Here is a 23,704-nt window from a genome sequence, read left to right as displayed (position 1 = left end):
GCTGGCTCAATGTCAACGGAGTCCGTGCGGTCCAGCCGTACGCAGGCATCCAAGGCGACCAACCAGTCGTCGTCGAGGGCCATCCGGTCACCTTCTGGCACGATCTCGGAGATCATCGCCCAGGCACCCCTCGCGAGGTCGCGGCAGCGTTGAAGCAACTCCATCCCTGCCCATCCCCGGCAAGATGGTCGCCCGGCTGGCGCCGTTCGTGCGCCTCGAGGAACGCATCACCGCCGCGACCTGGCTACCGACCGACGATCGCACCTGGCTGCTGGCGAGGCTCGAGGACCTTCAAGCAGCCTGGACGGATCGGCCCCGTGGCCTCCCTGACTCTGTGATCCACGGAGACGCCTGGGCCGGCAACGTGGTCGGTACCCCCGAAGGGGTCACCCTCCTCGACCTGGAGCGATGTACCGTCGGCCCTCCCGAGTGGGACCTGACCTCGACCGCGTGCCGGGTGACGTCGTACTCAACGCTGTCGGCAGTGGACTACGCCGACTACTGCGAGGCCTACGGACGCGACGTCACCCTGTGGGACGGGTTCGACCTCTTCCGCGACATCCGCGAGCTCCGAGTCACCTGCTACGCCGCCTACCGAGCCCAGCACGACCCAGCTCTGAGACCTAACGCAGTCACTCGGGTCGGCTGTCTCAGGGGACTGAACGGTCCGCGACCGTGGCGCTGGGACCCGCTGCCCTAGACAGCCGACGAGCCGACCGCGACCGGATCACAGCCTCAGTGCATCGTTTCCTTTCAGATCACGGCAGCCGGGCGAGAGCCGGCTTGTTCACCGAGGTCTTGCCGGGGATCGCGTTCCAGCGCTCCGGGAGCACCGTGCGGTGCGGGCCGACCTCGAGGAGGACCACGTTGCGGTAGGTCATCCCGTAGGTCTCGACGTAGGGCGCCAGCGAGGCGAGCAGCCCCTTGTCGCGCCACTGCGCGGCGTCGAGAACGAGCACCTCGATGTCGAAGGCGTCGAAGTCGAACGCGTGGCGCTGGTGGCCGTCACGACGCAGCTCGGCAGCCTCGGTGGTGCGCTCGGCCTGCTTGTTGGCAGCAGCGTGGATCTGCTGGAAGCCGCTGACCCCGCGGGTGCCGACGACGTCGGTGGCCGCCAGCAGGTTGCCCTCGAGGTCGGTGTCGGCCAGGCCGGCGATGTCCTCGGTGAGCACCGCGGAGACCGGCAGGATGACGAGCTTGTCGACGTCGGGCAGCAGGTCGGCGACCACGAGGCGCTCGACCTGGCCGATCGGCATCGTGCTGCCGTCCGGCAGCTTGATGCCGTCGAAGCCGGACACGTCCAGCGCGCTGAGGGTGATGCCCGGGCGGGCGAGCTCGTCGAGCCGCAGGTCGGCGCCACCGGTGTTGACCCAGAGGTGGACCGGACGCGACGAGTAGGCCTTGATCGACTTGATCAGCCGGCGCAGCTTCGGGCGCTGCTTCGGGCGGGCGGAGACGGCGACGTGGATCGCGTCGGCCGGGACCTGCTCCGGGGTGTGCACCGGGTTGCTGCGTACGTCATCGGCGATGGAACTGCGCAGCTCGCCGACCTTGCGGGCGGCGGCCCGGCGCTGACGCGCGATCTCGACCTCGGCGGCGTTCATCTCGCGCCACTGCTCATAGACCTCCTCGACGCTCGCTCCGGAGAAGATCTTGGTGAGGATCGTCTCGAGCCGGTCGTTCATGCTCTCCCGGATGCCGTCGAACTCGTCCGGGGTGAGCGGGTTGAGACCGGCGAAGCGGGGGTCGGAGAGGTTCTTCGGGCGGAAGTCGATGTCGATGCCGATGCTGCGACCGGGCAGGTAGCAGTGCAGACGGCTGGTGACCAGCTTGCGGTGGTCACGGCGGTAGCCCTCGAGCATCGCGATCGCGTCGTCGATGTTGCGCACGAACGGCCGGAACCGGACCTCGTCGAGACCGCCCTGGGCATAGGTCGGGGCGCCCTCGGGGATGGAGCCGTCGAAGACGTCGACGTAGCCGACGGGGGCGTCGGGGCCGGGCAGCTCGTCCGCGTCGGGGAAGACGGTCGAGACCGTGGTGGTGAGGCAGCCCGAGAAGAACGCGGGCACGCCGACGGAGAGCAGGATGTCGACGGTCGTCCAGTCGCGGCAGCCGATCGGGGCGTACTTCTTCAGGTACTCGATCGTCTCGTCGGTCATCATCGCGCGGGTGCTGCAGTGGAACGAGACGAAGATCGGGCGCAGGTTCTTGTGGAACGGCATCCCGTAGCGCATCTCGAAGATGGGGTGCATGTACCACCCGAAGCCGAGCATCCAGGTGTCCTTCGGGACCGGCTGGTACATCGACGCGTCGCGCTGGAGGGTCATCAGCTGGACCTTGGCCGAGAGGCCCTCTCGGACCCGCTCGGGACGGACCCGCGCGCGCAGCCGCTCGGCGAGGTCGTCGAGCTCGGACTCGCCGGTGAACTCCAGGTCCTTGTGGCGCACCACGTGACCGAGGGAGGCGAGGGTCTGGACGTGGTCGCCGATGTTGGCCGAGGCGCGGGAGCGGCCGGGGTGACCGTAGTCGACGACGGCGTAGGAGACGGTGTCCTCCGGGACCTCCGGGCCGTCGGGCTCGTCGTTGTCGGCCGCCACCCACGAGCGCAGCCAGTCACGGCTCTCGACGACCCACTTCGTGTCGCCCTTGGTGCCGTCGCCGACGGCCTCGTCGAGTCGGGCGTAGAGACTGCGGGCCAGCTCCTGGTCGCCGAAGCCGAAGATCCGGCTGGTCATCGCCAGCCACGCCCGCCCCGCGACGTACGCAGCGCCGGACTCGGCCAGGTCGCGCAGGGTCGCGCGGGTGGCGTCGGGGTCGACGTGGAGCCCGGACATGACGTACTCGTCGGCGGCCGTGACGGCCCACTTCTCGACCGGGATGCCCTGGAAGAGGGCCCAGGCGCGCTCGTAGAAGCCACCACCGGCAGCGTTGACCGCGCCCTCGAGGTCAGCGGCGACGACGAGCGGCTCGACCTCGATGGAGATCGGTGCCGGCTTCGCCTGCTGCGGTGCGCCCTCCGAGATGGACGGGACCCGGGCGGTCAGGCTCTGACGCAGGCGCTCCGGGAGCAGCTGGCGAGCGAGTCGTCGAGCTGGGCTGGCCATGGGACTCCTTCATTGGTGTTCGACGTGATGTCGTTGGGCGGAGCCGCGTCGTTCGCGGTCCGTTCACGCGATCCCCCCTATGATCCAGACGGGATATCCTGCCCGAAGAATCGGCGATCCCCAAAGACGCGGACTAACCTCTCCGCATGCCGATCGCCAACCCCCACGAGCAGGTCGCGCTCCCTGAGGGCCGCTACCTCACGATGTGCAACGAGATCGCGACGAAGTTCGGTGGACAGACCCGCGCGATGATCATGCGCAACCGCCTGATCACCCAGCACACCGGGATCCCGACCACGCTGCTGACCACCGAGTCGAAGCCCGTCTACGACGAGGTGCGCCAGGTGCTGCGCGAGTCCGGCCAGCTGATCGAGGGGATGGAGCTCCTCAACCTCTACGAGTGGTACCGCCAGCACACGCCCACCGACGAGCCGGACGAGTCCGTCGCCGGGCTCGGCGGGCGACTGGGCGAGGTGCCCGGCACGACTACGTCGGACGTGCTCCACCCCGACGGCACCGTCTACTACACCGCCCACTCCCAGTCCGGGAAGGACCTGGCGCGCGACTACCGCCGCGCCGACGGGTCGATCTACCTGCGCGCGCCGGGACCGGGCGCTCCGGCCGCGTCCCGGGTGCCCTACATCCTCACCGACGCCGAGGGGCGTCCGATCCGGTCGTGGGAGGCCGTCGGCGGCTGGCTGTGGCACTGGCTCGAGCTGCTCGTCGGCGACGCCGAGCGGGTCTTCATGGTGACCGACTCCCGGTTCGCGCTGCGCGACGTGATGCCACGCCAGGACGACCGGTTCTACTTCCTCCACCTCATGCACAACAACCATGTCGTGAAGGAGCGGCGCTGGAACTCTCAGCTCTCGGGCAAGTACGCGCCGCTGCTCGACAACATCCACGAGTACGACGCGCTGGTGAACCTGACGCACCGCCAGTCCGAGCACATCGCGATGCGCTACGGCTCGACCTCGCACCGGTTCGTCGTGCCCAACCCGGTCGAGCTGCCGGAGCTGCCCGAGACCATGCCCGAGCGGGAGCCGGCGACGTTCGTCACGGTCGCCCGGCTGGAGCCCCAGAAGCGCCTCGAGCACGCCATCAAGGCCTTCGCGAAGGTGATCGAGAAGCGGCCCGAGGCGAAGTTCCAGATCTACGGCGACGGCAAGCTCTACAAGCCGCTGGCCGACCTGATCGAGACCCTCGACGTCGGCAAGAACGTCCAGCTCATGGGCCACGACCCGCGGGCCAAGGAAGCGCTGCTGCACGCCACCGGCTTCATCATGACCAGCGTCAACGAGGGCTACCCGCTGGCGACCCTGGAGTCGCTCTCCTTCGGCTGCCCGGTGATCAGCTACGACATCAACTACGGTCCGCGCGAGCAGATCAGCGACGGTGTCGACGGTTTCATCGTCGAGGCCGAGGACATCGACGCCGTCGCCGACCGCTGCATCCGGATGATCGACGCCCCCGAGATGGTGGCCGAGATGTCCCGCAAGGCGCTGGAGAAGGCGGACAAGCACACCTGGCGCGCCTTCCTCGAGGACTGGCGGGTCGCCTTCGAGGGTGCCGTCGCCCAGCGTCCCGGCCGGATCGAGAAGGCCCGTGCCCGGCTCGACGTCCACGCCCTCGGCTGGGCGCGACCGATGCCCGAGGGTGTCGCCACCCGCCTGCCGGGTCCGGCCAGCCGGCTGGGCCGCACCCAGGCCAGCTCGGCCGCCTTCCGGGACTCCCGTACGCTCCGCTTCGACGCCACGCTCACCGTGACGGGCGAGTGGCCCAAGGGCGTGATGGCCGACCGCATCGTCACTCTCGACGCCGTCTGCAACGAGACCGGCGAGGTCGCCTCGCTGCCGCTCGAGGTCTCTCCCGAGGGCCGCGGCGCCTTCCGGCTCGCCTCCCGGTTCGACCTCGCCGAGGTCTTCGAGCAGTTCTCCGACGAGTCGCGCAACCTCGACCTGCGGCTCCGGTTCACCGTCCACAACTGGAGCTGGCAGACCAAGCTCGGCCGGCCCCGTGACGTACGCCCGAACTTCGAGGTGTCGTTCGGTCCGAACGACGTGCTGCACCTGCAGCGGCGCTGAACGCGATGTAGGAATACCCGGTTAACCGGGTATTCCTACACGGTGCGGACGACGTGCAGCTTCGTACGTCGCTCCAGCCTGAACCCGGGCCGGTCCTGGAAGTACTCGTCGACCGCGTCCCGGCACCCGCTGTAGTGGAAGTAGTCGTCGAGGACGATCCGCCCTCCGACGACCAGGTGCGGAGCGATCCGCTCCAGACAGGTCATCGTCGACTCGTACCAGTCGCCGTCGAGGTGGGCGAAGGCCACCGGCTCGTCGATCTTCAGAGTGTCCTGGAACAGTCCCTGCACGAGCTCGACGTTGTGCTCGGCCAGGTCGATCCCGTGCCGGGCGAAGGAGTCGCTCACCTCGTCGTAGAGGTTGTCGCGGTAGCCGTAGTAGGTCTCCCCGCCGATGCCCTTCGACGTGCCGCTGACGATCTTGCGGTAGCGCTTGTGCACGTCCTCGCCGTCGCGCTCGGACGGCTCGGGGATCATCCCGAAGACGTCGTAGACCCGCATCGGCCGCTTCGGGTCCTTGGCTGCCGCCATCGTGATCGCGGAGCCGCCCAGCGCCGCGCCGGTCTCGATGATCAGGCCGGGCCGGTTCCGGAGGTCGGCGTCGAGCACCTGGCGGGCGAGCACCTCCAGGTTCTCGGGCTTGAGGTAGGTGAGGTGCTCGGCACGGACGCCGTCGAGGACGGTGCGGACCTCGGCAGGGAGCTCGAGGTCGACCAGCGGGTCGCGTACCGACTCCCGGGTGCGGATCGTCTCCGCCCGCAGCCGGGCGACCTCGGCCTCGAGCTCGGCGGTCGTCGTGGTGGCCTTCTTCTCGACAGCCGGCGGCTTCGGCTTCGCCGGCGTGGCCGTCTCGGGCTTGCGCGCGACCACGACGTAGTTCTTCGGCATCCCGCGCTCGAAACGGCTGCCGGAGATCTCCAGCCGTGCGTACAGGCGGCTGAGCCGGACCGCGAGCTTCCGGTTGAGGAGGACGATCGGGGCGATGTAGGCGAGCTTCCAGCGCAGACCGCGCCCGCGGAGCTCGTCGACGCTCGTGGGGAGGTTCTTCGCCATCATCTGGTAGCTGTAGGCGACCGTGCCGAAGTAGCCCTCGAGCCAGTTCATCCGGGCGATCTCGAGCCCGGCCTCCTCGAACATCTTCCGCAGCGAGAACTGGGTGTAGCGGAAGAAGTCGTAGGGCTTCTGGTGCTCGGCGAAGAAGAGCGGAGCGGAGAGGAAGATGCGCCCGCCCGGCTTCAGCACGCGGTGCAGCTCCGCGATCGCCTTCTCCGGCTCGGGCACGTGCTCGAGGACCTGGTTGCAGATCACCCGGTCGAAGCGGCCGTCATCGACCGGGATGTCGGTGATGTCGCAGACGTAGTCGAGGGGTGCGTACGCCGAGTCCAGCTGGGCGAAGTCGGCGGCCTCGTACTGGGCGTGCCTGAACAGCTTCCGGTAGGGCGAGCGGCCCGCCCCCGCGTCGAGGACCCGCATGCCTCGCTTGGTGCCCCTGGCGAAGCGCGTCATCTCCTGCCGGAGGCGTACTCGGGACGGGTTGATACGTGGGCGGCGCTGCATGGAGCGACACTAGCGCCCCTGACGTGGGCCTTCCCGCAAACCGCGCAAGACGGCGTCACGCACCGGGTCGTGGAGGCGGCGCTCGACGAGGTAGTGGAGCGCGATGGCCAGCACGAGGGCGGTCGCGACGGCCGAAGCCAGGACGACGTACTCGTCGTAGCGGCCATGGAACACGTCGATCACCCAGAACGCGAACTGCGCGTGGATCAGGTAGAGCGGGTACGTCAGCGCCCCGAGCGTCGTCAGGAAGCGCGCCTCGACGCGGCCGAGCGGGCCGGCGGAGACGAGCCAGACGAGCGCGGCGAACGCGACGATCGCGAGCCCGGTCACCAGCGGCGAGACGGTCGCGCCGACGAGCTCGGTGGCCCGGTCGGCGTACTCCGTGGCCTGGCGGATGCCGAGGATCACGTTGTAGGCGACCGCGAGCCAGGCGACGAACGAGTTGCCGAACCGGTAGACGAGGAACAGCGCCATGCCCATCGCGAAGAACGGGGCGTACTCCGCGAACAGCAGCGAGTTGAGCATGCCGGAGTCGGTCGCCCGGGCGATCTGGGCCAGCAGCGGCCACAGGAACGCCACCGCGATGACCCGCTGCTTGGTGATCCCGACGAGCAGGAAGACCCCGATCAGCAGGTAGAACTTGAGCTCGATCCAGAGCGTCCAGAACGCGCCCTGCGCACTGAGCACGTCCCAGGCGTCCTGGGTCATGGTCAGGTTGATCAGACCGCCGACGAACCCCTGGTCGCGGCCGCCCTTCCAGTAGGCCTGGAGGATCAGCGTGATGGCTACCGCGACCCAGTATGCCGGGAACAGCCGGGCGACCCGGGAGGAGACGAAACCGGGCAGGTCACGTCCCCACGCGGTCATCAGGATCACGAACCCGCTGATGATGAAGAAGAGCTCCACGCCGAGGTAGCCGTAGCGGGTGACGTGGTTGAGGGTCGGGAAGACCTGGTGGGGGTCGAGGCCCCAGTAGGGCGTCGCGATGCCGGTGAGGTGGTAGCCCACGACGACCGCCGCCGCGATGAACCGGAGCGCGTCGAGCGCGCCGAGCCGGGGGCGGCGTACGGACTTCTTGGTCTCGGGGGCGGGCGCGGCGGCTGGGGCGGTGTCCGCGGGGACGGTCGGAGCGCTCGTCATCGGATCAGTTCCCCGCTGCGGCGTCCAGGGCCTCCTGGATCGGATCGATGCGGCGCAGGTCGATGACGTGGCCGGTGCTCGACGCGATCAGGGTGTCCAGCGACGCTCGCGCGACCGCCTTGGACTCCAGGAGCGTGTGGGACGGCTCCTGGCCGAACGCCTTGGTGCGCATCGGGGTGGCGGTGCGCTCGGGGTTGATCGCGTTGACGCGTACGCCCTGGTCGGCCCACTCGTCGGCGAGCGCCTGGGTCAGGTTGACGGTGGCGGCCTTGGCCGAGGAGTAGAGCGCATAGCCGCGGCGGCCGCGGGTGTAGGAGCTCGAGGTGAAGAAGAGCAGCGAGCCCTTCGCCCGGGCCAGGTAGGGGAAGAACTCCTGGGCGATCAGGACCGGCGCGATGTAGTTGATCTCGGTCGCGGTGTAGATCGTCTCCTCGGAGACGCTGGCGAGCTCGCCACGCGGCAGCACACCGGCGGTGTTGACCACGAAGTCGATCGAGCCGAAGCGCTTGCCGGCGTCGGCCGCCGCGGCGACGATGTCGGCCCGCTTGGCGACGTCGGTGTTGGTGGCCGAGCGGCTGTAGGAGGCGACGTTGGCGCCGTAGGACTCGGCCAGCTCCGCGATGTCGGCGCCGATGCCGTAGCTGCCGCCGAAGACGACCATGTTCTTGCCCTCGAGGGCGGCCCGGTAGTCGGACTCGTCCTTCTGCGGGAACTGCTGGTGGGCGGTGAGCTGGAAGAGCTTGTCGGCGATGTAGACGTCGATCGGCTCGGTGACCTTCATGTTCTGCTCGTGGCCGTCGACCACCCAGATCTTGGTGTCGGGCAGGTACTTCAGCACCACGCTGCAGTCGTCGGTCGCCTTGAACTTCGGGTCCTGGTCGGCGATCTCGTAGGCGCGCTTCAGGGTCGAGGCGAGGAAGGCCTGCGGGGTCTGGCCGCGGCGCAGCCGCGAGCGGTCCGGGATCTGCGCGATCGTGTTGTCGTCGTCGATCTCGATGATCGTGTCGGCGGAGGGGATGGCCACGTCGACGGCCTGGTAGGTCAGCAGCGCCTTGAAGCAGTTGGTGATCACCTCCTCGCTGAGCAGCGGACGCACGGCGTCGTGGAGGAGTACGTTGCAGTCCTCGCCCTCCGGCAGGGCGGCCAGGGCGCGCTTGGTCGTCTCGTTGCGGGTCTCGGCGCCCTCGAGGATCTTGGAGACCTTCGGGTAGCGGCCGTCGCGGGTCATCGCGTGCACGGCGTCGAGGTGGCCGGGGGCCATCAGGATGATGATCTCGTCGATCTCCGGGTGGCGGTCGAGCACGCCGAGGGTGTGCTCCATGATCGGCATCCCTGCGATCTTGATGAGCTGCTTCGGGATGTCGAGGCCCACTCGGGAGCCCACACCGCCGGCAAGCAGCACGGCAACGTTACGAAGCACTGAAATCTAACCCTTTGATAGATGACGAGGAGGGGTGGATTCTTCCATGCCGCGCGTTGTCGACTCCAATGCTGGAGGCGAGGTGATACCGAGCCGTTGGTCCGGCGTGTGGCCCGCCGCCCGCGCTCGTGTGATGGCAGTCACGTCATCGTGATGTTTCGGAAGAGCGACCGGCGGCGTACCTTTGTTTCGTCTCGGTCACCGTGGCCGAGCACGCAGGCACAACGTCTGGTACCCAACCCGGCTCCGCTCACAAGGGGGAGTGGTCGGAGGGACTGGAACGAAAGGTCTACCACCATGAACCCACTCAGGGTGGGCGTCGTCGGCGCGGGTCGCGTCGGGGCCGTCCTTGCTGCGGCGCTGCGCTCCGCAGGCCATTCGATCGTCGCGGTCGCAGGCGAGTCCGACGCCTCTCGCGCACGCATCGCCGCGCTTCTCCCGGGGGTCCCGGTCGAGAAGCCGACCGCCGTCGCCCGCGCGTGCGACCTCCTTCTGCTCACGGTCCCCGACGACATGCTCGGCAACGTCGTCCAGACGATGACCGACGCCGGCGCGATCCGGCCCGGGATGTACGTCGCCCACACCTCCGGTCGCCACGGCCTGGCGATCCTCGCCCCCGCTGCCGCCATCGGGGCACACACCATGGCCGTGCACCCGGCGATGACCTTCTCCGGCACCTCGGTCGACCTCGCCCGCCTCTCCGGCTGCGTCTTCGGCCTGACCGCGGCCACTCCGGCCGACCGTGCCTTCGCCGAGGGGCTGGTCCGCGACCTCGGCGGCAACCCGATGTGGGTGCCCGAGGAGATGCGCACGCTCTACCACGCCGGGCTCGCCCACGGCGCCAACCACCTGGTCACCCTGGTCACCGAGGCGATGGAGATCCTCGCCGCCGCCGGTGCCACCGACCCCGCGGGCACGCTGCGTCCGCTGCTCACCGCCGCCCTCGACAACGCCCTCGACCACGGCGACGCGGCGCTGACCGGCCCGATCGTCCGCGGCGACGCCGGCACGGTGGCGGCCCACCTCGACGACATCCGCACCAACGCTCCGCAGACGCTGGCCTCGTACGTCTCGATGGCGCGGGCCACGCTCGACCGGGCTGTCTCCGACGGCCGGCTGCTGCCCATCCGGGCGCTCAAGATCAAGAACCTGCTCGACGAGGCCGACCGCGCGGCCGTGCAGCCGCTGCCGCGTCCGATCCACGTCTGGAACCAGTGATGAGCGAACTCGCCTCCACCCGCGAGGAGCTCGCCAAGCTCCTCGAACCCGCCCGCCGTGACGGCGCCACGGTCGGCCTCGTGCCGACGATGGGCGCGCTGCACGAGGGGCACGCGTCGCTGATGCGCGTCGCCCGCGAGCGCGTCGGCGGCGGTCCCGTCGTGGTGTCGATCTTCGTCAACCCGCTGCAGTTCGGCGCGGGCGAGGACCTCGACCGCTACCCGCGCACGCTCGAGGCGGACCTGGAGGTCTGCGAGCGGGAGGGTGTTGACGTCGTCTTCGCGCCGTCGGTGGACGAGGTCTACCCGGGTGGCGACCCGCAGGTCACGGTGGCCCCCGGGCCGCTCGCCGAGGTGCTCGAGGGCAAGACCCGGCCGGGCCACTTCGGCGGTGTGCTGACCGTCGTCGCGAAGCTGTTCGGGCTGGTCAAGCCCGATGTCGCGGTCTTCGGCGAGAAGGACTACCAGCAGCTCGCGCTGATCCGCCGGATGTCGGCCGACCTGTGCCTCGGGGTCGACGTCGTCGGCGCCCCGACGCAGCGCGAGCCCGACGGCCTCGCCCTCTCCTCGCGCAACCGCTACCTCTCGCCCGAGCAGCGGGAAGAGGCGACGACGCTGTCGCGGGCGCTCTACGCCGCGCAGCGCGAGGCCGAGCACGGCGTCGAGGCTGCGCTCCAGGCCGCCCGCGCCGAGCTGCGCCGCTCGAAGGGCGTCGACCTCGACTACCTCGTGGTCACCGACCCCGCACTGGCGGCGCTGCCCACCGACCCGGCACCGGGCGCCGAGGCCCGGATCCTCATCGCCGCCCGGGTCGGCACGACCCGACTCATCGACAACATGAGCCTCACGATCGGAGCATCCCGATGACCCGTCTGCGCACCATGATGACCGGCAAGATCCACCGCGCCACGGTCACCCAGGCAGACCTCCACTACGTCGGCTCGGTCACCGTCGACGCAGATCTCCTCGACGCCGCGGACATCCTCCCCGGCGAGCTGGTCTCCATCGTCGACATCACCAACGGTGCCCGCCTGGAGACCTACACGATCGCGGGCGAGCGCGGGTCGGGCGTACTCGGGATCAACGGCGCCGCCGCCCACCTGGTCCACCCCGGCGACCTCGTCATCCTCATCGCGTACGCACAGATGACCACCGAGGAGGCTCGTGCTTTCGAGCCGCATGTGGTCCACGTCGACGAGGCCAACCACATCGTCGCGCTCGGCTCCGACCGGAGCGAGCCGGTTCCAGGGACCGACCAGATGCGTGGACCGCTCGTTCTCACGCAGTAGCGTGCGGGCATGAACATCGAGCTCCTGTCCGCCCGCGACCCGGGCTGGACCGAGTGGGCGGACGTGATCGTGGTCGGCTCGGGGATCGCCGGGCTGACCGCGGCGCTGCGGCTGAAGGACCAGGTCGAGCGGGTCGCCGTCGTCACCAAGGACGTGCTCCAGGCCGGGTCGACGCAGTGGGCCCAGGGCGGCATCGCGGCCGCGCTCGGCGAGGGGGACACCCCGGCCCAGCACGAGGTCGACACCCTCGTGGCGGGCGCCGGCGCCTGCGACCTGGAGGCCGTACGCGTCCTCGTCGGTGAGGGCGCCGAGGCCGTGCGCGAGCTCATCGAGTGGGGCGCCGACTTCGACAAGGACCCCGAGGGCAACCTGTCGCTCACCCGGGAGGGCGGCCACCGCCGCGACCGGATCGCGCACGCCGACGGCGACGCGACCGGCGCCGAGATCCAGCGTGCGCTGATGGAGGCGGTCCGGCGCGCTCCAGAGATCCTGGTCTTCGAGCACGCCATGGTCGTCGACCTGCTGACCGCCGCCGACGGCGGCGTCGCCGGGCTGACCATCCACGTGATGGGCGAGGGCGACCCCGACGGCGTCGGGATCGTGCGTACCCGGGCCGTCGTGCTCGCCTCCGGCGGCCTCGGTCAGGTCTTCTCGCAGACGACCAACCCCGCCGTCGCCACCGCCGACGGGATGGCGATCGCGCTGCGGGCCGGCGCGACCCTGCGCGACCTCGAGTTCGTCCAGTTCCACCCCACGGTGATGTACCTGGGGGAGGACTCCCGGGGGCAGCAGCCATTGATCTCCGAGGCCGTACGCGGCGAGGGGGCCTTCCTCGTCGACTGGGACGGCAACCGGCTCATGGAGGGTGTCCACGAGCTGCGCGATCTCGCGCCGAGGGACATCGTCTCCAAGGCGATCATGAAGCGGATGCTCGAGACCGGCCACCCCAACATGTGGCTCGACGCCCGCCACCTCGGCCGTGAGTTCTGGGAGAAGCGCTTCCCCAACATCCTCGCCTCCTGCGAGCAGCACGGCGTCGACCCTTCTGCTGATCTGATCCCGGTCGCGCCGGCGTGCCACTACGCCTCGGGCGGGGTCCGCACCGACCTGTGGGGCCGTTCGGACGTGCCCGGGCTCTACGCCACCGGTGAGGTCGCCTGCAGCGGCGTCCACGGCGCCAACCGGCTCGCCTCCAACTCGCTGCTCGAGGGCCTGGTCTTCTCGCGCCGGATCGCCGAGGTGCTCCCCGGCGAGCTGCGCCAGCTCGAGGATCCGGCCCCTGGCGACGGCGCCGGCCGCGTGCTCGTCCCCGGCACCGCGCTCAAGCAGCTGCAGGAGACGATGACGACCAAGGTCGGCGTCCTGCGCAACGCCACCGGTCTCGCCGAGGCGATCGACGAGCTCGAGCAGCTCGGCACCACGCCCGCGACCGAGATCGACCCGGCGGCCTGGGAGGCGACCAACCTGCTGACCGTCTCGCTCGCGCTGGCGAAGGCGGCGTTGCTGCGCGAGGAGACCCGCGGGTCCCACTGGCGCGAGGACTTCGCCGATCGTGACGACGCCGGGTTCGCCGGCCACTTCGACCTCAGACTCCGGGACGGCGAGACCGTCGCCACCTTCGTCCCGGCCCCAGCCACCGATCCCTCGACCACAACCATGGCAGGAGCCTGATGACCATCCGACGCGTGCCCTTCGACGAGATCCCGCAGTCTCTGCGCGACGAGCTGACCACGGCCGGCCTCGACGCCGGCGAGGTCTACGACGCCGTCGAGCTCGCTCTCGACGAGGACCTGCCCTCGGCCGCTCCCGGCGAGATGCCCAGCGAGGACGTCACCTCCGTCGCGACGATCGCCCCCGACTCCACCGGGATCGGCGTCTTCGCCGCCCGGGAGGACGGTGTGGTCGCCGGCCTCGGCGTGGCCGAGCTCGTCTTCGCGTACGTCATGGGTGACTCGGTCACCGTCACCGACCGCGTCAAGGACGGCTCGAAGGTGAAGGCCGGCGACGTCATCATGCGGATCGCCGGGCCGACCCGCGGGCTGCTGACGGCGGAGCGTACGGCTCTCAACTACGCCTCCCACCTCTCCGGTGTCGCCACCGGCGTCGCGGCCTGGACCGAGGCCCTGGAGGGCACCGGTGCGCAGGTGCTCGACACCCGCAAGACGCTGCCGGGCTTCCGGGCCCTGGAGAAGTACGCCGTACGCTGCGGCGGCGGCGCCAACCACCGGATGTCGCTGGCCGACATGGCGCTGGTCAAGGACAACCACATCGTCGCCGCGGGTGGCGCGGTGCAGGCCTACGAGGCCGTGAAGTTTGCCTACCCGGACGTGCCGATCGAGGTCGAGGTGACCACGCTCGAGGAGCTCAAGGCGCTGCTCGACGCCGGGTGCGGCCGGATCATGCTCGACAACATGTCGACCGCGATGATGAAGGAGGCCGTCGAGATCACCGCCGGCCGCGCGGTGCTCGAGGCGTCCGGCGGCCTCACCCTCGACCGGGCCCGTGAGGTCGCCGAGACCGGTGTCGACTATCTCTCCGTCGGCGCGCTGACCCACTCGGTGAAGGTCTTCGACATCGGCTTCGACCTGTCCGAGGGCTGAGGCGTCCCGCCATGTCCCTGCTCGCTGTCAACATCGGCAACAGCCACACGGTTCTCGGGCTGATCGCCGACGGCGTCGTGTCCGCGGACTGGCGGGTCTCCACGCTCGAGCACCGCACCGCCGACGAGTGGTGGGCGCTGCTGCGGGGGACCCTCGGCGATGCGCTGGTGGCGAGCGTCTCCGGTGTCGTGGTGTGCGCGACCGTCCCGTCGGTCCTGCACGAGTGGCGCGAGATGATCGCCCGCCATCTCGGCTCGGTCGAGAGCGTGGTGGTCGAGCCAGGCGTACGCTCCGGCATCCCGATCCTCATGGACAACCCGCGCGAGGTCGGCACCGACCGGATCGCCAACGCGGTCGCCGCCGTGGCGCTCCACGGCGGCCCCGCGATCGTGGTCGACTTCCGCGGGACGGCGACGACCTTCGACGTGGTGAACGCTGCCGGACAGTACGTCGGTGGCGCGATCCTGCCCGGGATCGAGCTGTCGTTGGAGGCGCTGGGGCGTCGTGGCGCGCAATTGCGGAAGGTCGAGCTCGCCCGGCCACGCTCGGTGATCGCCAAGAACACGGTCGAGGCGCTGCAGTCCGGAATGGTGTTCGGTGTCGCCGCTCAGGTCGAGGGTCTGGTCGCCCGGATCATCGCCGAGCTGGGTGCCTCCACCGACGATGTGACGGTGATTGCGACCGGCTATCTCGCGGAGTTCGTGCTGGGGGAAAGTAAATGCTTCTCCGTGCATTCTCCGTGGCTCACGATGCAGGGGCTGGAGCTGATATTCCAGCGGAATGTCGCGCGTTAGAGCGTTTTGGTATGCCTATCTGTTGATCTGTTCGGCCCGTGTGTAATGCTATGGGCATCTCGCGTCATCGCGATGGCTATATTCGACCCGTCTCTCGGGTGATGAGCAGTGAAGGTAGGGACATGGCTAAGAAGGTTCAGATCATCCTCGAGGACGACATCGACGGCTCCGAGGCCGCCGAGACGGTGTCTTTCGCGCTGGACGGCACGAATTACGAGATTGATCTCAGCGAAGCCAACGCGGCCAAGCTGCGGGACTCTCTTGCACTCTTCATCGGGCACGCGCAGAAGATCACCGGTCGTCGTGGCGGTGGGGCGAAGAAGGCGGCTGCCTCCGGCGGATCGACTCCGAAGGTCATGCGCGAGTGGGCCAAGGCAAACGGCTACACCGTGCCCGATCGGGGCCGCATCCCGGCCGAGGTCCGCGAGGCGTTCGAGGCGGCTCACTGAACGAGCTGCCACGGCTCCACTCGGCCGCGCCTGGTTCATTCGACCAGGCGCGGCCGTTGTTTTGCGTTCGACTTCGGGGGCTTTCGTGCGCGCTTCGATGAAGGCAGTGCTCGGCGTGATCGTCGCACGGGTGCTTCTGGGCGGAGAAGGTTCCCGACACCAAGATCGAACTCACCCGACGTCGAAGAACGGCGTCTTCGTTCGTTATATCCCCAGGATGCCCAGGCCGGGGTCGAGGGCGAACACCTCACGGTCGCGACGTACGACTCGATCGGGAGTTATGAAGGATTGGCTGAAGCTCGAAGAAAGTCCCTGATGTCGAGCACGGAAAGAGCGGTGCTGTGATCACGGTCTTCAAGGACCAGTCGCTGTCGACGTACTTCTCTTTCGAGAACGCACTTTCCAGGTGGAGGTCTTCTCGCTGAACAAGGGCAAGGCACCGAGTGTCGAGTACGTCGTCGTGGTCGAGCTCGAGCAGGATCTCGACCTCGGCCAGCGCGCAGGCCGCCTTCTTCGCCGCCCCCACCAGCCCGGCCGACTCGCTCCGGGCGACCTTGATCCGCGGGTCGGGAGTGTCGGGAGCCCGCTCGGCCGACCCGTTGAGCTGCACGATCCACTCCCGGTCCCGGTGGGTCTGGGCCCGTACGCTGCGAAGGCATTCGTCCAGGTGGACCGGGTCATGGCTCGGGGTGGACACGGAGACCCTCACGCGATCGATCCTCGCACGCGAGGGTGGTTCGTCCTGGCGTACGAAACGGGGTTTGTTCGCTCTCAGCGCACGGATCGTGTTGCGTTGCGGGGAACGCGTAGGCTGTCTGTGGGGTTGATTCTTGGTGACGCCCCAGAATTCTTAGGAGAGATGCGTACATGTTCGAGCGGTTCACTGACCGAGCCCGCCGGGTGGTCGTGCTGGCCCAGGAAGAGGCCCGCATGCTCTCCCACAACTACATCGGGACCGAGCACATCCTGCTCGGTCTGATCCACGAGGGCGAGGGCGTCGCGGCCAAGGCCCTAGAGTCCCTCGACATCTCGCTCGAGGCGGTCCGCAACCAGGTCGAGGAGATCATCGGCCAGGGGCAGCAGGCGCCGTCCGGGCACATCCCGTTCACCCCGCGTGCCAAGAAGGTGCTCGAGCTGTCCCTGCGCGAGGCGCTGCAGCTCGGCCACTCCTACATCGGCACCGAGCACATCCTGCTCGGTCTGATCCGTGAGGGCGAGGGCGTCGCCGCCCAGGTGCTGCAGAAGCTCGGCGCCGACCTCAACCGGGTCCGCCAGCAGGTCATCCAGCTGCTCTCGGGCTTCCAGGGCAAGGAGGGCACGGCCGGCACCTCCGGCGCCACCGCGTCGACCGGCACCACCTCGACCGAGGCGCCTTCGTCCAGCCTCGTGCTCGACCAGTTCGGCCGCAACCTGACCCAGGACGCCCGCGAGGGCAAGCTCGACCCGATCATCGGTCGCGAGGGCCAGATCGAGCGCGTCATGCAGGTGCTGTCGCGGCGTACGAAGAACAATCCGGTCCTCATCGGTGAGCCCGGCGTCGGCAAGACGTCGATCGTCGAGGGGCTGGCACAGGACATCGTCAAGGGCAACGTGCCCGAGACGCTCAAGGACAAGCAGATCTACACGCTGGACCTCGGCGCGCTGGTCGCCGGTTCGCGTTACCGCGGTGACTTCGAGGAGCGCCTCAAGAAGGTGCTCAAGGAGATCAAGACCCGCGGCGACATCGTGCTGTTCATCGACGAGATCCACACCCTCGTCGGTGCCGGTGCGGCCGAGGGCGCGATCGACGCGGCCTCGATCCTGAAGCCGATGCTGGCCCGCGGCGAGCTGCAGACCATCGGTGCGACCACGCTGGACGAATACCGGAAGTACCTGGAGAAGGACGCCGCTCTCGAGCGTCGTTTCCAGCCGATCCAGGTGCCGGAGCCGTCGATCGCGGTCGCGATCGAGATGCTCAAGGGCATCCGCGACCGTTACGAGGCCCACCACCGGGTGACGATCACCGACGAGGCCCTGGTCGCCGCGGTCACCATGGCCGACCGTTACATCTCCGACCGGTTCCTGCCCGACAAGGCCATCGACCTGATCGACGAGGCCGGCTCGCGCCTGCGCATCCGCCGGATGACGGCTCCCGCCGATCTGCGGGAGTACGACGACAAGATCGCCGACGTGCGCCAGCGCAAGGAGGCCGCGATCGACGGTCAGGACTTCGAGGCGGCCGCCCGTCTGCGCGATGAGGAGAAGCAGCTCATCGCCAAGAAGGCCGAGCGCGAGAAGGCCTGGCGAGCCGGTGACATGGACGAGGTCGCCGAGGTCGATGAGGAGCTCATCGCCGAGGTGCTTGCCGTCGCGACCGGCATCCCGATCGTGCAGGTCAACGAGGAGGAGTCCGCGCGACTGCTCCGCATGGAGGAGGAGCTCCACAAGCGCGTCATCGGCCAGGACGAGGCGGTCAAGGCCCTGTCCCGCGCCATCCGACGCACGCGTGCCGGTCTGAAGGACCCGAAGCGCCCCGGCGGTTCGTTCATCTTCGCCGGTCCGTCCGGTGTCGGTAAGACCTGGCTGTCCAAGACGCTCGCCGAGTTCCTCTTCGGCGACGAGGACGCCCTGATCCAGCTCGACATGTCCGAGTTCGGTGAGAAGCACACCGTCTCGAGGCTCTTCGGTTCGCCTCCGGGCTACGTCGGCTACGAGGAGGGCGGCCAGCTCACCGAGAAGGTGCGCCGCAAGCCGTTCTCCGTGGTGCTGTTCGACGAGGTCGAGAAGGCCCACCCGGACATCTTCAACTCGCTGCTTCAGATCCTGGAGGAAGGTCGCCTGACCGACTCCCAGGGCCGCGTGGTCGACTTCAAGAACACCGTCATCATCATGACCACCAACCTCGGCACGCGAGACATCGCCAAGTCGGTCAACCTGGGCTTCTCCCAGGCCAGCGACACCGCGGGCTCCTACGAGCGGATGAAGTCGAAGGTCTCCGACGAGCTCAAGCAGCACTTCCGTCCGGAGTTCCTCAACCGTGTCGACGAGGTCATCGTGTTCCCGCCGCTGTCGCAGGAGCAGATCATCGCGATGGTCGACAACATGATCGGCTCCGTCGAGATCCGCCTCAAGGACCGCGACATGGGCATCGAGCTCACCACGGCCGCCAAGAAGCTGCTCGCCGAGCGCGGTTTCGACCCGGTCCTGGGTGCCCGACCGCTGCGCCGCACCGTGCAGCGCGAGATCGAGGACGTGCTCGCCGAGAAGATGCTCTACGGCGAGATCGGCCCCGGCTCGCTCGTCGTCGTGGACGTCGAGGGCGAGGGCCCGGCCGCGAAGTTCACCTTCGAGGGCCAGAAGCGCTCCTCGATCCCGGACGTACCTCCCCTCGAGGGGGCCTCGGTGACCGACATCGAGCTCCCCGACCAGGATGAGCCGACCAACATCGACAAGCCGAAGCCCGACTCCGAGTAGTCGATCAACAGCGACGCCCCGGCCATGAGGCCGGGGCGTCGTCCATTTCGCCGAGACGGCAGAAGCGTCGGCCGAGACGGCAGTTGTGGCGGACGAAAGTAGAGTTTCGTCCGCCATTTCTGCGGTTTCGGCTGGTGTCAGGGGAGGGCGAAGAAGTCTGGTTCCACCTCGGTGGCCAGGTTGTCCTTCAGCAGGCCTTCGAGCGCTCGTCTGCGCTGGGTCTCGTCGGACCAGACGACGTCGAGGCGGCTGCGGTGGACGGGGGAGTCGGCGTCGCGCAGGACGGCGAGGAGGCGGCCGCGGCACTGACGGTCGGTACCGGCCCAGGTCTGGACCTTGCGAGGAGGACCGTCGTACGCGGGGTGGCCGGCGGCGCGCCAGGCGCAGAGGTCCGCGACGGGGCAGCGGGCGCAGGACGGGTTGGCGGCCGTGCAGACGAGGGCGCCGAGCTCCATGACGGCGACCGACCAGGTGGCGGCGGTGGGCTCGTCCTGGGGGAGCACTCCGGCGGCGAGCTCGCGCTCGGCCTTGTTGACCGACTGGGCGGGGAACTCGACGCCGCTGAGGGTCCGGGCGAAGACGCGGCGTACGTTCGTGTCGAGGACGACGTGGCGCTTGCCGTAGGCGAAGGTGGCGATCGCCGCGGCGGTGTAGTCGCCGACGCCGGGAAGGGCGATCAGCTCGTCGTAGGAGTCGGGCACCTCGCCGCCGTGGTGCTCGACGATCGCGGCGGCGGCCGCGTGCAGCCGCAGCGCGCGGCGGGGGTAGCCGAGGCGGCCCCAGGCGCGTACGGCCTCGCCGGTGGGCTCCGCGGCCAGGGCGGCCGGGGTCGGCCAGCGCTCCAGCCAGGCCTCGTGGACGGGGAGTACGCGGGACACCGGGGTCTGCTGGAGCATGAACTCGCTGACCATCACCGACCATGGCGTCGCGGTCGCGGTGCGCCACGGGAGGTCGCGGGCGTTGGCGTCGTACCAGTCCAGAACGGCGTCGTGGAGATCGGTCACACCCAGATTGTGCCGTGCGACAGGTATTGCCACGGAGTGGCACCCCGAAACCTCGGCGCGGGGTCACTACCGTGTCGCCTATGGCCCGTGCGAGAAGGACTGGAGGACGGCTACCGGCCTCGGTCTACTGGCGCCGGCGGCTGGCGGTGCTCGGCATCGTCCTGCTCCTGATCGTCGGGATCTCGCGGTTCTTCTTCAACGGTTCCGACGGGGCGGACGACACCGCCAAGCCTGTCGCCGACGAGCCCACGGCGACCGTGACGGTCACACCGACTCCCAGCGCCGAGCCGTCGAAGAAGGCAGGCAACGCGGGCGGTGGCAAGAACAAGCCCCGGAAGCCGAAGAGCAGCGCCCCGCCGGAGCCGACCGGCGAGTGCTCGCCCGCCGACATCGTCGTCGAGCCCGCCGTCACCGACGGCTACTCCTACGACAACGTCACCATCCCGCTGCAGCTGCGTACCGTGAAGGCCTCCGCCTGCACCTGGAAGCTGTCTTCGGACGCGCTGCAGGTGCGGATCTCGCAGAAGGGCGGCGACCTGGTCTGGTCCACGGTCGACTGCCCCAAGGCGGTGCCGACCAAGGAGATCGTCGTACGTCGCGACGTCGTCACCACGCTCCCGCTCACCTGGACCGGCCGTCGTGTCGTCGCCGGAGAGTGCACCGGGCACGGCCCCTGGGTGAAGCCGAACTTCTTCACGATCGTCGCCGCCGCCCTCGGTGGCGAGCCGTCATCGGCCACCTTCGGCCTCTACAAGCCGGGCACCGCCCTGTCGCGTACCGAACCCGACTCCCCGGCCAGCCGATAGCCGAGACGTCACCCGCGTCGGCCGAGACGTCAACCAGGACGGCCGAGACGGCAGCCCCTGCCAGCTCGATCGACGTAACTGACGTCTCGATCGACGTAAGTGACGTTTCGGCCGACGTAAGTGACGTTTCGGGCGGCGGGGCCGACGCCTCGGCGAGGGGTCAGACGTAGCGCTCGAGGATGGTGGACTCGGCGAGGCGGGAGAGACCCTCGCGGACAGAGCGGGCGCGGAGCTCGCCGACACCCTCGACGGCCTGGAGGTCGTCGACGCTGGCGGAGAGGAGCTTCTGCAGGGTGCCGAAGTGGTCGACGAGACGGTCGACGACGGCGGGTGGGAGGCGGGGGACCTTCGCGAGCAGGCGGTAGCCGCGCGGGGCGACGGCGCCGTCGAGCGCGTCGGAGGTGGTCAGGCCCAGGACACGGGCGGTGGCGGCGGGATCGACCAGCTCGGCGGAGTTGAGCGCCTCGAGCTCGGCCAGCAGCTCCTCGGGCGAACGGGCCCGACGGCCGCGCGGCAGGTAGTCGCGGATGACCATCTCGCGCTCGGCATCGACGCCGGTGATGAGCTCCTCCAGCTGGAGGGAGAGCAGCCGGCCGTCGGTGCCGAGCTCGAGCACGTAGTCCTCGATCTCGCGGGCGATGCGGGTGACCATCTCCAGGCGCTGGGCGACGACGGCCACGTCGCGCACGGTGACCAGGTCCTCGATCTCCAGCGCCGACAGGGTGGAGGCCACCTCGTCGAGGCGCAGCTTGTAGCGCTCCAGGGTCGCCAGCGCCTGGTTGGCGCGGGAGAGGATCTGGCCGGAGTCCTCCAGGACGTGGCGGGTCTCCCCGACGTACGCAGCGATGATCTGCATCGACTGGGACACCGAGATCACCGGGTGACCGGTCTGCTTCGCGACCCGGTCGGCGGTGCGGTGGCGGGTGCCGGTCTCGGTCGAGGGGATGGTGTGGTCGGGCATCAGGTGGACCGCGGCCTGCACGATGCGGCTCAGCGAGTCGTCGACGATGATCGCGCCGTCCATCTTGGCGAGCTCGCGCAGGCCGGTGGAGGTGAACGGCACGTCCAGCGTGAAGCCGCCGGTCGAGATGGCGTCGACCATCTTGTCGTGGCCGAGCACGATCAGTGCACCGGTGCGGCCGCGAAGGATGCGCTCGAGCCCGTCGCGCAGCGGTGTTCCGGGCGCGATCAGAGCGAGCGTCTCGCGCAGTCGGATGGAGTCCGCAGTGCGTTCGGCGGGCACGGGATTCCTTTCGGAGTGGGATGGGGCGATTCTAACCGTGGATCCAACCGTAATGCCGAGAACCTGTGGCCACGAGTCACCAAGCCGATCACACCAAGCGGAGGAATTCCAGCGCGGCACTGATGCTGTGCACCTCAAAGACACGCATCCCGTCGACATCGCGCTCATGGGGACGGTTGGGCACGGGCGTCCCAGGGTCGGCGGGGACGACCGCGACCGTGAACCCCAGCCGCGCCGCCTCGGAGAGCCGCTGGTCGAGGTCGCGCACCCGGCGCAGCTCGCCGGCCAGGCCGATCTCGCCGAGCGCGACCACGCCGCGGGGCGTCGGCGTGCCGGTCTGGCTCGACGCGACCGCGAGCGCCATCGCGAGGTCGGCGGCGGGGTCGCTGATCCGGGCCCCGCCGACGGTCGAGGCGAACACGTCGCGACCGGAGAGGCCGACCCGCGCGTGGCGCTGCAGCACGGCGAGGATCATCGCGAGCCGGGAGCCGTCCAACCCCGAGGTCGTACGCTTCGCCCGCTCCTCCGCGCCCAGCACCGTCAGCGCCTGGATCTCGGCGAGCAGAGGCCGACGACCCTCCATCGTCACGGTGACGCACGTGCCGGGGACCGAGACGTGATGGGTCTCCACGAAGAGCCCCGAGGGGTCGGTGACCGCCACGATGCCCTCCGAGGACAGGTCGAAGCAGCCCACCTCGTCGACCGGGCCGAAGCGGTTCTTCATCGCGCGCACCATCCGGAACCGGGAGTCGCGGGCACCCTCGAAGTGGAGCACCACGTCGACCAGGTGCTCCAGCACCCGCGGGCCGGCGATCGCGCCGTCCTTGGTCACATGGCCGACCACGACGGTGGTGATGTTGCGGGTCTTGGCGACGCGGATCAGCGCCGCCGCGACCTCGCGCACCTGGGTCACGCCACCTGGAACCCCCTCGACCCCGGAGGCCCCGATGGTCTGCACGGAGTCGACCACGATCAGCTCGGGCCGGGTCTCCTCGATGTGGGTCAGCACGGCACCGAGGTCGGTCTCGGCGGCGAGGTAGAGCTCGTCCTGGATCGCGTTGGTCCGGTCGGCCCGCAGCCGCACCTGTGACGCGGACTCCTCACCGGTCACATACAGCGCGCGGCGCCCGTAGCGGGCCGTCTGCGCCGCCACCTCGAGCAGCAGCGTCGACTTCCCGACGCCCGGCTCGCCGGCCAGCAGGATCGCGGCGCCCGGCACCAGCCCGCCGCCGAGGACACGGTCGAGCTCCGGCACCCCCGACGTACGCCGCTCCGACTCGGTCACCGACACCGTGCCGATCGGCACCGCCGCGGTGGAGACAGGCGCCGCCGGCGTACGTCCGATCGGGGCTGCGGCCTCGGCGACCGACCCCCACGCTTGGCACTCGCCGCAGCGACCGACCCACTTCCCGGTCTCCCAGCCGCACTCCGAGCAGCGGTAGGTGGCGCGTTTGGACGAGCGAGCGTTTGCCATGGCCAGCAACCTAGACCAAGGCACCGACATCCGAGCCTGCGTTCCCGCGAGGAACGAGCGGGGACGCAACG

At 69.4% G+C, this 23,704-nt stretch carries 19 protein-coding genes; 11 read left to right on the top strand and 8 right to left on the bottom strand.

From position 1 onward, the window contains the following. Positions 1-184 precede the first annotated feature (184 nt). On the top strand, positions 185-700 hold the full coding sequence (locus G5C66_RS25740) for a phosphotransferase family protein (RefSeq protein WP_241248169.1): 516 nt from the start codon (positions 185-187) through the stop codon (positions 698-700). Positions 701-758: 58 nt separating this feature from the next. Here G5C66_RS25740 and G5C66_RS02680 read toward each other — a convergent pair whose 3' ends face one another. After that, entirely contained in the window at positions 759-3,104 is a 2,346-nt protein-coding gene (locus G5C66_RS02680) for a hypothetical protein (RefSeq protein ID WP_165109420.1), read from the bottom strand. A gap of 146 nt (positions 3,105-3,250) precedes the next feature. Here G5C66_RS02680 and G5C66_RS02675 point away from each other — a divergent pair, with 146 nt between their 5' ends. Beyond that, positions 3,251-5,188, top strand: a complete 1,938-nt coding sequence (locus G5C66_RS02675) for a glycosyltransferase (protein WP_165109419.1) — start codon at positions 3,251-3,253, stop codon at positions 5,186-5,188. Between the two features lie 35 nt (positions 5,189-5,223). Here the strand turns inward: G5C66_RS02675 and G5C66_RS02670 are convergent, their stop codons facing one another. The 3 genes from G5C66_RS02670 to G5C66_RS02660 are packed head-to-tail and all read right to left on the bottom strand — an operon-like array spanning position 5,224 to position 9,304. Next, positions 5,224-6,744 (bottom strand): class I SAM-dependent methyltransferase, encoded by a 1,521-nt coding sequence (locus G5C66_RS02670; protein ID WP_165109418.1) that lies wholly within the window; start codon positions 6,742-6,744, stop codon positions 5,224-5,226. Between the two features lie 9 nt (positions 6,745-6,753). Continuing rightward, positions 6,754-7,884, bottom strand: coding sequence for an acyltransferase family protein (locus G5C66_RS02665; protein ID WP_165109417.1), 1,131 nt, complete (start codon positions 7,882-7,884; stop codon positions 6,754-6,756). Positions 7,885-7,888: 4 nt separating this feature from the next. Continuing rightward, the gene (locus tag G5C66_RS02660; protein WP_338144045.1) at positions 7,889-9,304 is read right to left on the bottom strand and encodes an SDR family NAD(P)-dependent oxidoreductase; all 1,416 of its coding nucleotides are present in this window, start codon (positions 9,302-9,304) and stop codon (positions 7,889-7,891) included. A 297-nt stretch (positions 9,305-9,601) separates the two neighbouring features. Between G5C66_RS02660 and G5C66_RS02655 the strand changes: the two genes are divergently transcribed. From G5C66_RS02655 to G5C66_RS02625, 7 genes are all read left to right on the top strand, one after another. Continuing rightward, positions 9,602-10,522 (top strand): Rossmann-like and DUF2520 domain-containing protein, encoded by a 921-nt coding sequence (locus G5C66_RS02655; RefSeq protein ID WP_165109416.1) that lies wholly within the window; start codon positions 9,602-9,604, stop codon positions 10,520-10,522. After that, positions 10,522-11,388, top strand: a complete 867-nt coding sequence (gene panC, locus G5C66_RS02650) for a pantoate--beta-alanine ligase (protein ID WP_165109415.1) — start codon at positions 10,522-10,524, stop codon at positions 11,386-11,388. The genes G5C66_RS02655 and panC overlap by 1 nt, the downstream gene beginning before the upstream one ends. Continuing rightward, on the top strand, positions 11,385-11,810 hold the full coding sequence (panD, locus tag G5C66_RS02645) for an aspartate 1-decarboxylase (RefSeq protein WP_206443655.1): 426 nt from the start codon (positions 11,385-11,387) through the stop codon (positions 11,808-11,810). Before panC ends, panD begins: the two co-directional genes overlap by 4 nt. 9 nt (positions 11,811-11,819) lie before the next feature. Beyond that, positions 11,820-13,481 carry an L-aspartate oxidase gene (locus tag G5C66_RS02640; RefSeq protein ID WP_165109414.1) on the top strand — a complete coding sequence of 554 codons (1,662 nt, stop codon included), beginning with the start codon at positions 11,820-11,822 and terminating at the stop codon, positions 13,479-13,481. Further along, complete coding sequence (gene nadC, locus G5C66_RS02635) at positions 13,481-14,410, top strand: carboxylating nicotinate-nucleotide diphosphorylase (RefSeq protein WP_165109413.1); 930 nt, start codon at positions 13,481-13,483, stop codon at positions 14,408-14,410. The genes G5C66_RS02640 and nadC overlap by 1 nt, the downstream gene beginning before the upstream one ends. Before the next feature lie 11 nt (positions 14,411-14,421). Continuing rightward, entirely contained in the window at positions 14,422-15,204 is a 783-nt protein-coding gene (locus G5C66_RS02630) for a type III pantothenate kinase (RefSeq protein ID WP_165109412.1), read from the top strand. A gap of 122 nt (positions 15,205-15,326) precedes the next feature. Next, positions 15,327-15,653, top strand: coding sequence for a histone-like nucleoid-structuring protein Lsr2 (locus G5C66_RS02625; protein WP_165109633.1), 327 nt, complete (start codon positions 15,327-15,329; stop codon positions 15,651-15,653). Positions 15,654-15,900: 247 nt separating this feature from the next. On the opposite strand, the gene G5C66_RS02620 is transcribed toward G5C66_RS02625, so the two are convergent. Then, positions 15,901-16,362, bottom strand: coding sequence for a glycosyltransferase (locus G5C66_RS02620; protein WP_165109411.1), 462 nt, complete (start codon positions 16,360-16,362; stop codon positions 15,901-15,903). Positions 16,363-16,520: 158 nt separating this feature from the next. Here G5C66_RS02620 and G5C66_RS02615 point away from each other — a divergent pair, with 158 nt between their 5' ends. Next, positions 16,521-19,106 carry an ATP-dependent Clp protease ATP-binding subunit gene (locus tag G5C66_RS02615; protein WP_165109410.1) on the top strand — a complete coding sequence of 862 codons (2,586 nt, stop codon included), beginning with the start codon at positions 16,521-16,523 and terminating at the stop codon, positions 19,104-19,106. Between the two features lie 137 nt (positions 19,107-19,243). On the opposite strand, the gene G5C66_RS02610 is transcribed toward G5C66_RS02615, so the two are convergent. Continuing rightward, positions 19,244-20,116: an A/G-specific adenine glycosylase gene (locus G5C66_RS02610; RefSeq protein ID WP_206443686.1), complete on the bottom strand. Its 873-nt coding sequence runs from the start codon at positions 20,114-20,116 to the stop codon at positions 19,244-19,246. A 74-nt stretch (positions 20,117-20,190) separates the two neighbouring features. Between G5C66_RS02610 and G5C66_RS02605 the strand changes: the two genes are divergently transcribed. Continuing rightward, positions 20,191-20,916, top strand: a complete 726-nt coding sequence (locus G5C66_RS02605) for a hypothetical protein (protein ID WP_165109408.1) — start codon at positions 20,191-20,193, stop codon at positions 20,914-20,916. 160 nt (positions 20,917-21,076) lie between these two features. On the opposite strand, the gene disA is transcribed toward G5C66_RS02605, so the two are convergent. After that, positions 21,077-22,159: a DNA integrity scanning diadenylate cyclase DisA gene (gene disA / locus G5C66_RS02600; RefSeq protein WP_165109407.1), complete on the bottom strand. Its 1,083-nt coding sequence runs from the start codon at positions 22,157-22,159 to the stop codon at positions 21,077-21,079. 88 nt (positions 22,160-22,247) lie between these two features. After that, positions 22,248-23,633: a DNA repair protein RadA gene (radA, locus tag G5C66_RS02595; RefSeq protein WP_165109406.1), complete on the bottom strand. Its 1,386-nt coding sequence runs from the start codon at positions 23,631-23,633 to the stop codon at positions 22,248-22,250. Between the last annotated feature and the right edge of the window lie 71 nt (positions 23,634-23,704).

It is taken from the genome of Nocardioides turkmenicus (genome assembly GCF_011045035.1).
Taxonomy (GTDB): domain Bacteria; phylum Actinomycetota; class Actinomycetes; order Propionibacteriales; family Nocardioidaceae; genus Nocardioides; species Nocardioides turkmenicus.
This window is presented reverse-complemented; position numbering and strand designations above follow the sequence as displayed.

What these genes read in the sequence shown, in the direction of transcription:
- G5C66_RS02680 (WP_165109420.1), bottom strand. Translation starts at nt 3,104, where the DNA reads ATGGCCAGCCCAGCTCGACGACTCGCTCGCCAGCTGCTCCCGGAGCGC.
- G5C66_RS02675 (WP_165109419.1), top strand. Translation starts at nt 3,251, where the DNA reads ATGCCGATCGCCAACCCCCACGAGCAGGTCGCGCTCCCTGAGGGCCGC.
- G5C66_RS02615 (WP_165109410.1), top strand. Translation starts at nt 16,521, where the DNA reads ATGTTCGAGCGGTTCACTGACCGAGCCCGCCGGGTGGTCGTGCTGGCC.
- G5C66_RS02640 (WP_165109414.1), top strand. Translation starts at nt 11,820, where the DNA reads ATGAACATCGAGCTCCTGTCCGCCCGCGACCCGGGCTGGACCGAGTGG.
- nadC (WP_165109413.1), top strand. Translation starts at nt 13,481, where the DNA reads ATGACCATCCGACGCGTGCCCTTCGACGAGATCCCGCAGTCTCTGCGC.
- G5C66_RS02630 (WP_165109412.1), top strand. Translation starts at nt 14,422, where the DNA reads ATGTCCCTGCTCGCTGTCAACATCGGCAACAGCCACACGGTTCTCGGG.
- panC (WP_165109415.1), top strand. Translation starts at nt 10,522, where the DNA reads ATGAGCGAACTCGCCTCCACCCGCGAGGAGCTCGCCAAGCTCCTCGAA.
- G5C66_RS02655 (WP_165109416.1), top strand. Translation starts at nt 9,602, where the DNA reads ATGAACCCACTCAGGGTGGGCGTCGTCGGCGCGGGTCGCGTCGGGGCC.
- G5C66_RS02670 (WP_165109418.1), bottom strand. Translation starts at nt 6,744, where the DNA reads ATGCAGCGCCGCCCACGTATCAACCCGTCCCGAGTACGCCTCCGGCAG.
- radA (WP_165109406.1), bottom strand. Translation starts at nt 23,633, where the DNA reads ATGGCAAACGCTCGCTCGTCCAAACGCGCCACCTACCGCTGCTCGGAG.
- panD (WP_206443655.1), top strand. Translation starts at nt 11,385, where the DNA reads ATGACCCGTCTGCGCACCATGATGACCGGCAAGATCCACCGCGCCACG.
- G5C66_RS25740 (WP_241248169.1), top strand. Translation starts at nt 185, where the DNA reads ATGGTCGCCCGGCTGGCGCCGTTCGTGCGCCTCGAGGAACGCATCACC.
- G5C66_RS02665 (WP_165109417.1), bottom strand. Translation starts at nt 7,884, where the DNA reads ATGACGAGCGCTCCGACCGTCCCCGCGGACACCGCCCCAGCCGCCGCG.
- G5C66_RS02605 (WP_165109408.1), top strand. Translation starts at nt 20,191, where the DNA reads ATGGCCCGTGCGAGAAGGACTGGAGGACGGCTACCGGCCTCGGTCTAC.
- G5C66_RS02625 (WP_165109633.1), top strand. Translation starts at nt 15,327, where the DNA reads ATGGCTAAGAAGGTTCAGATCATCCTCGAGGACGACATCGACGGCTCC.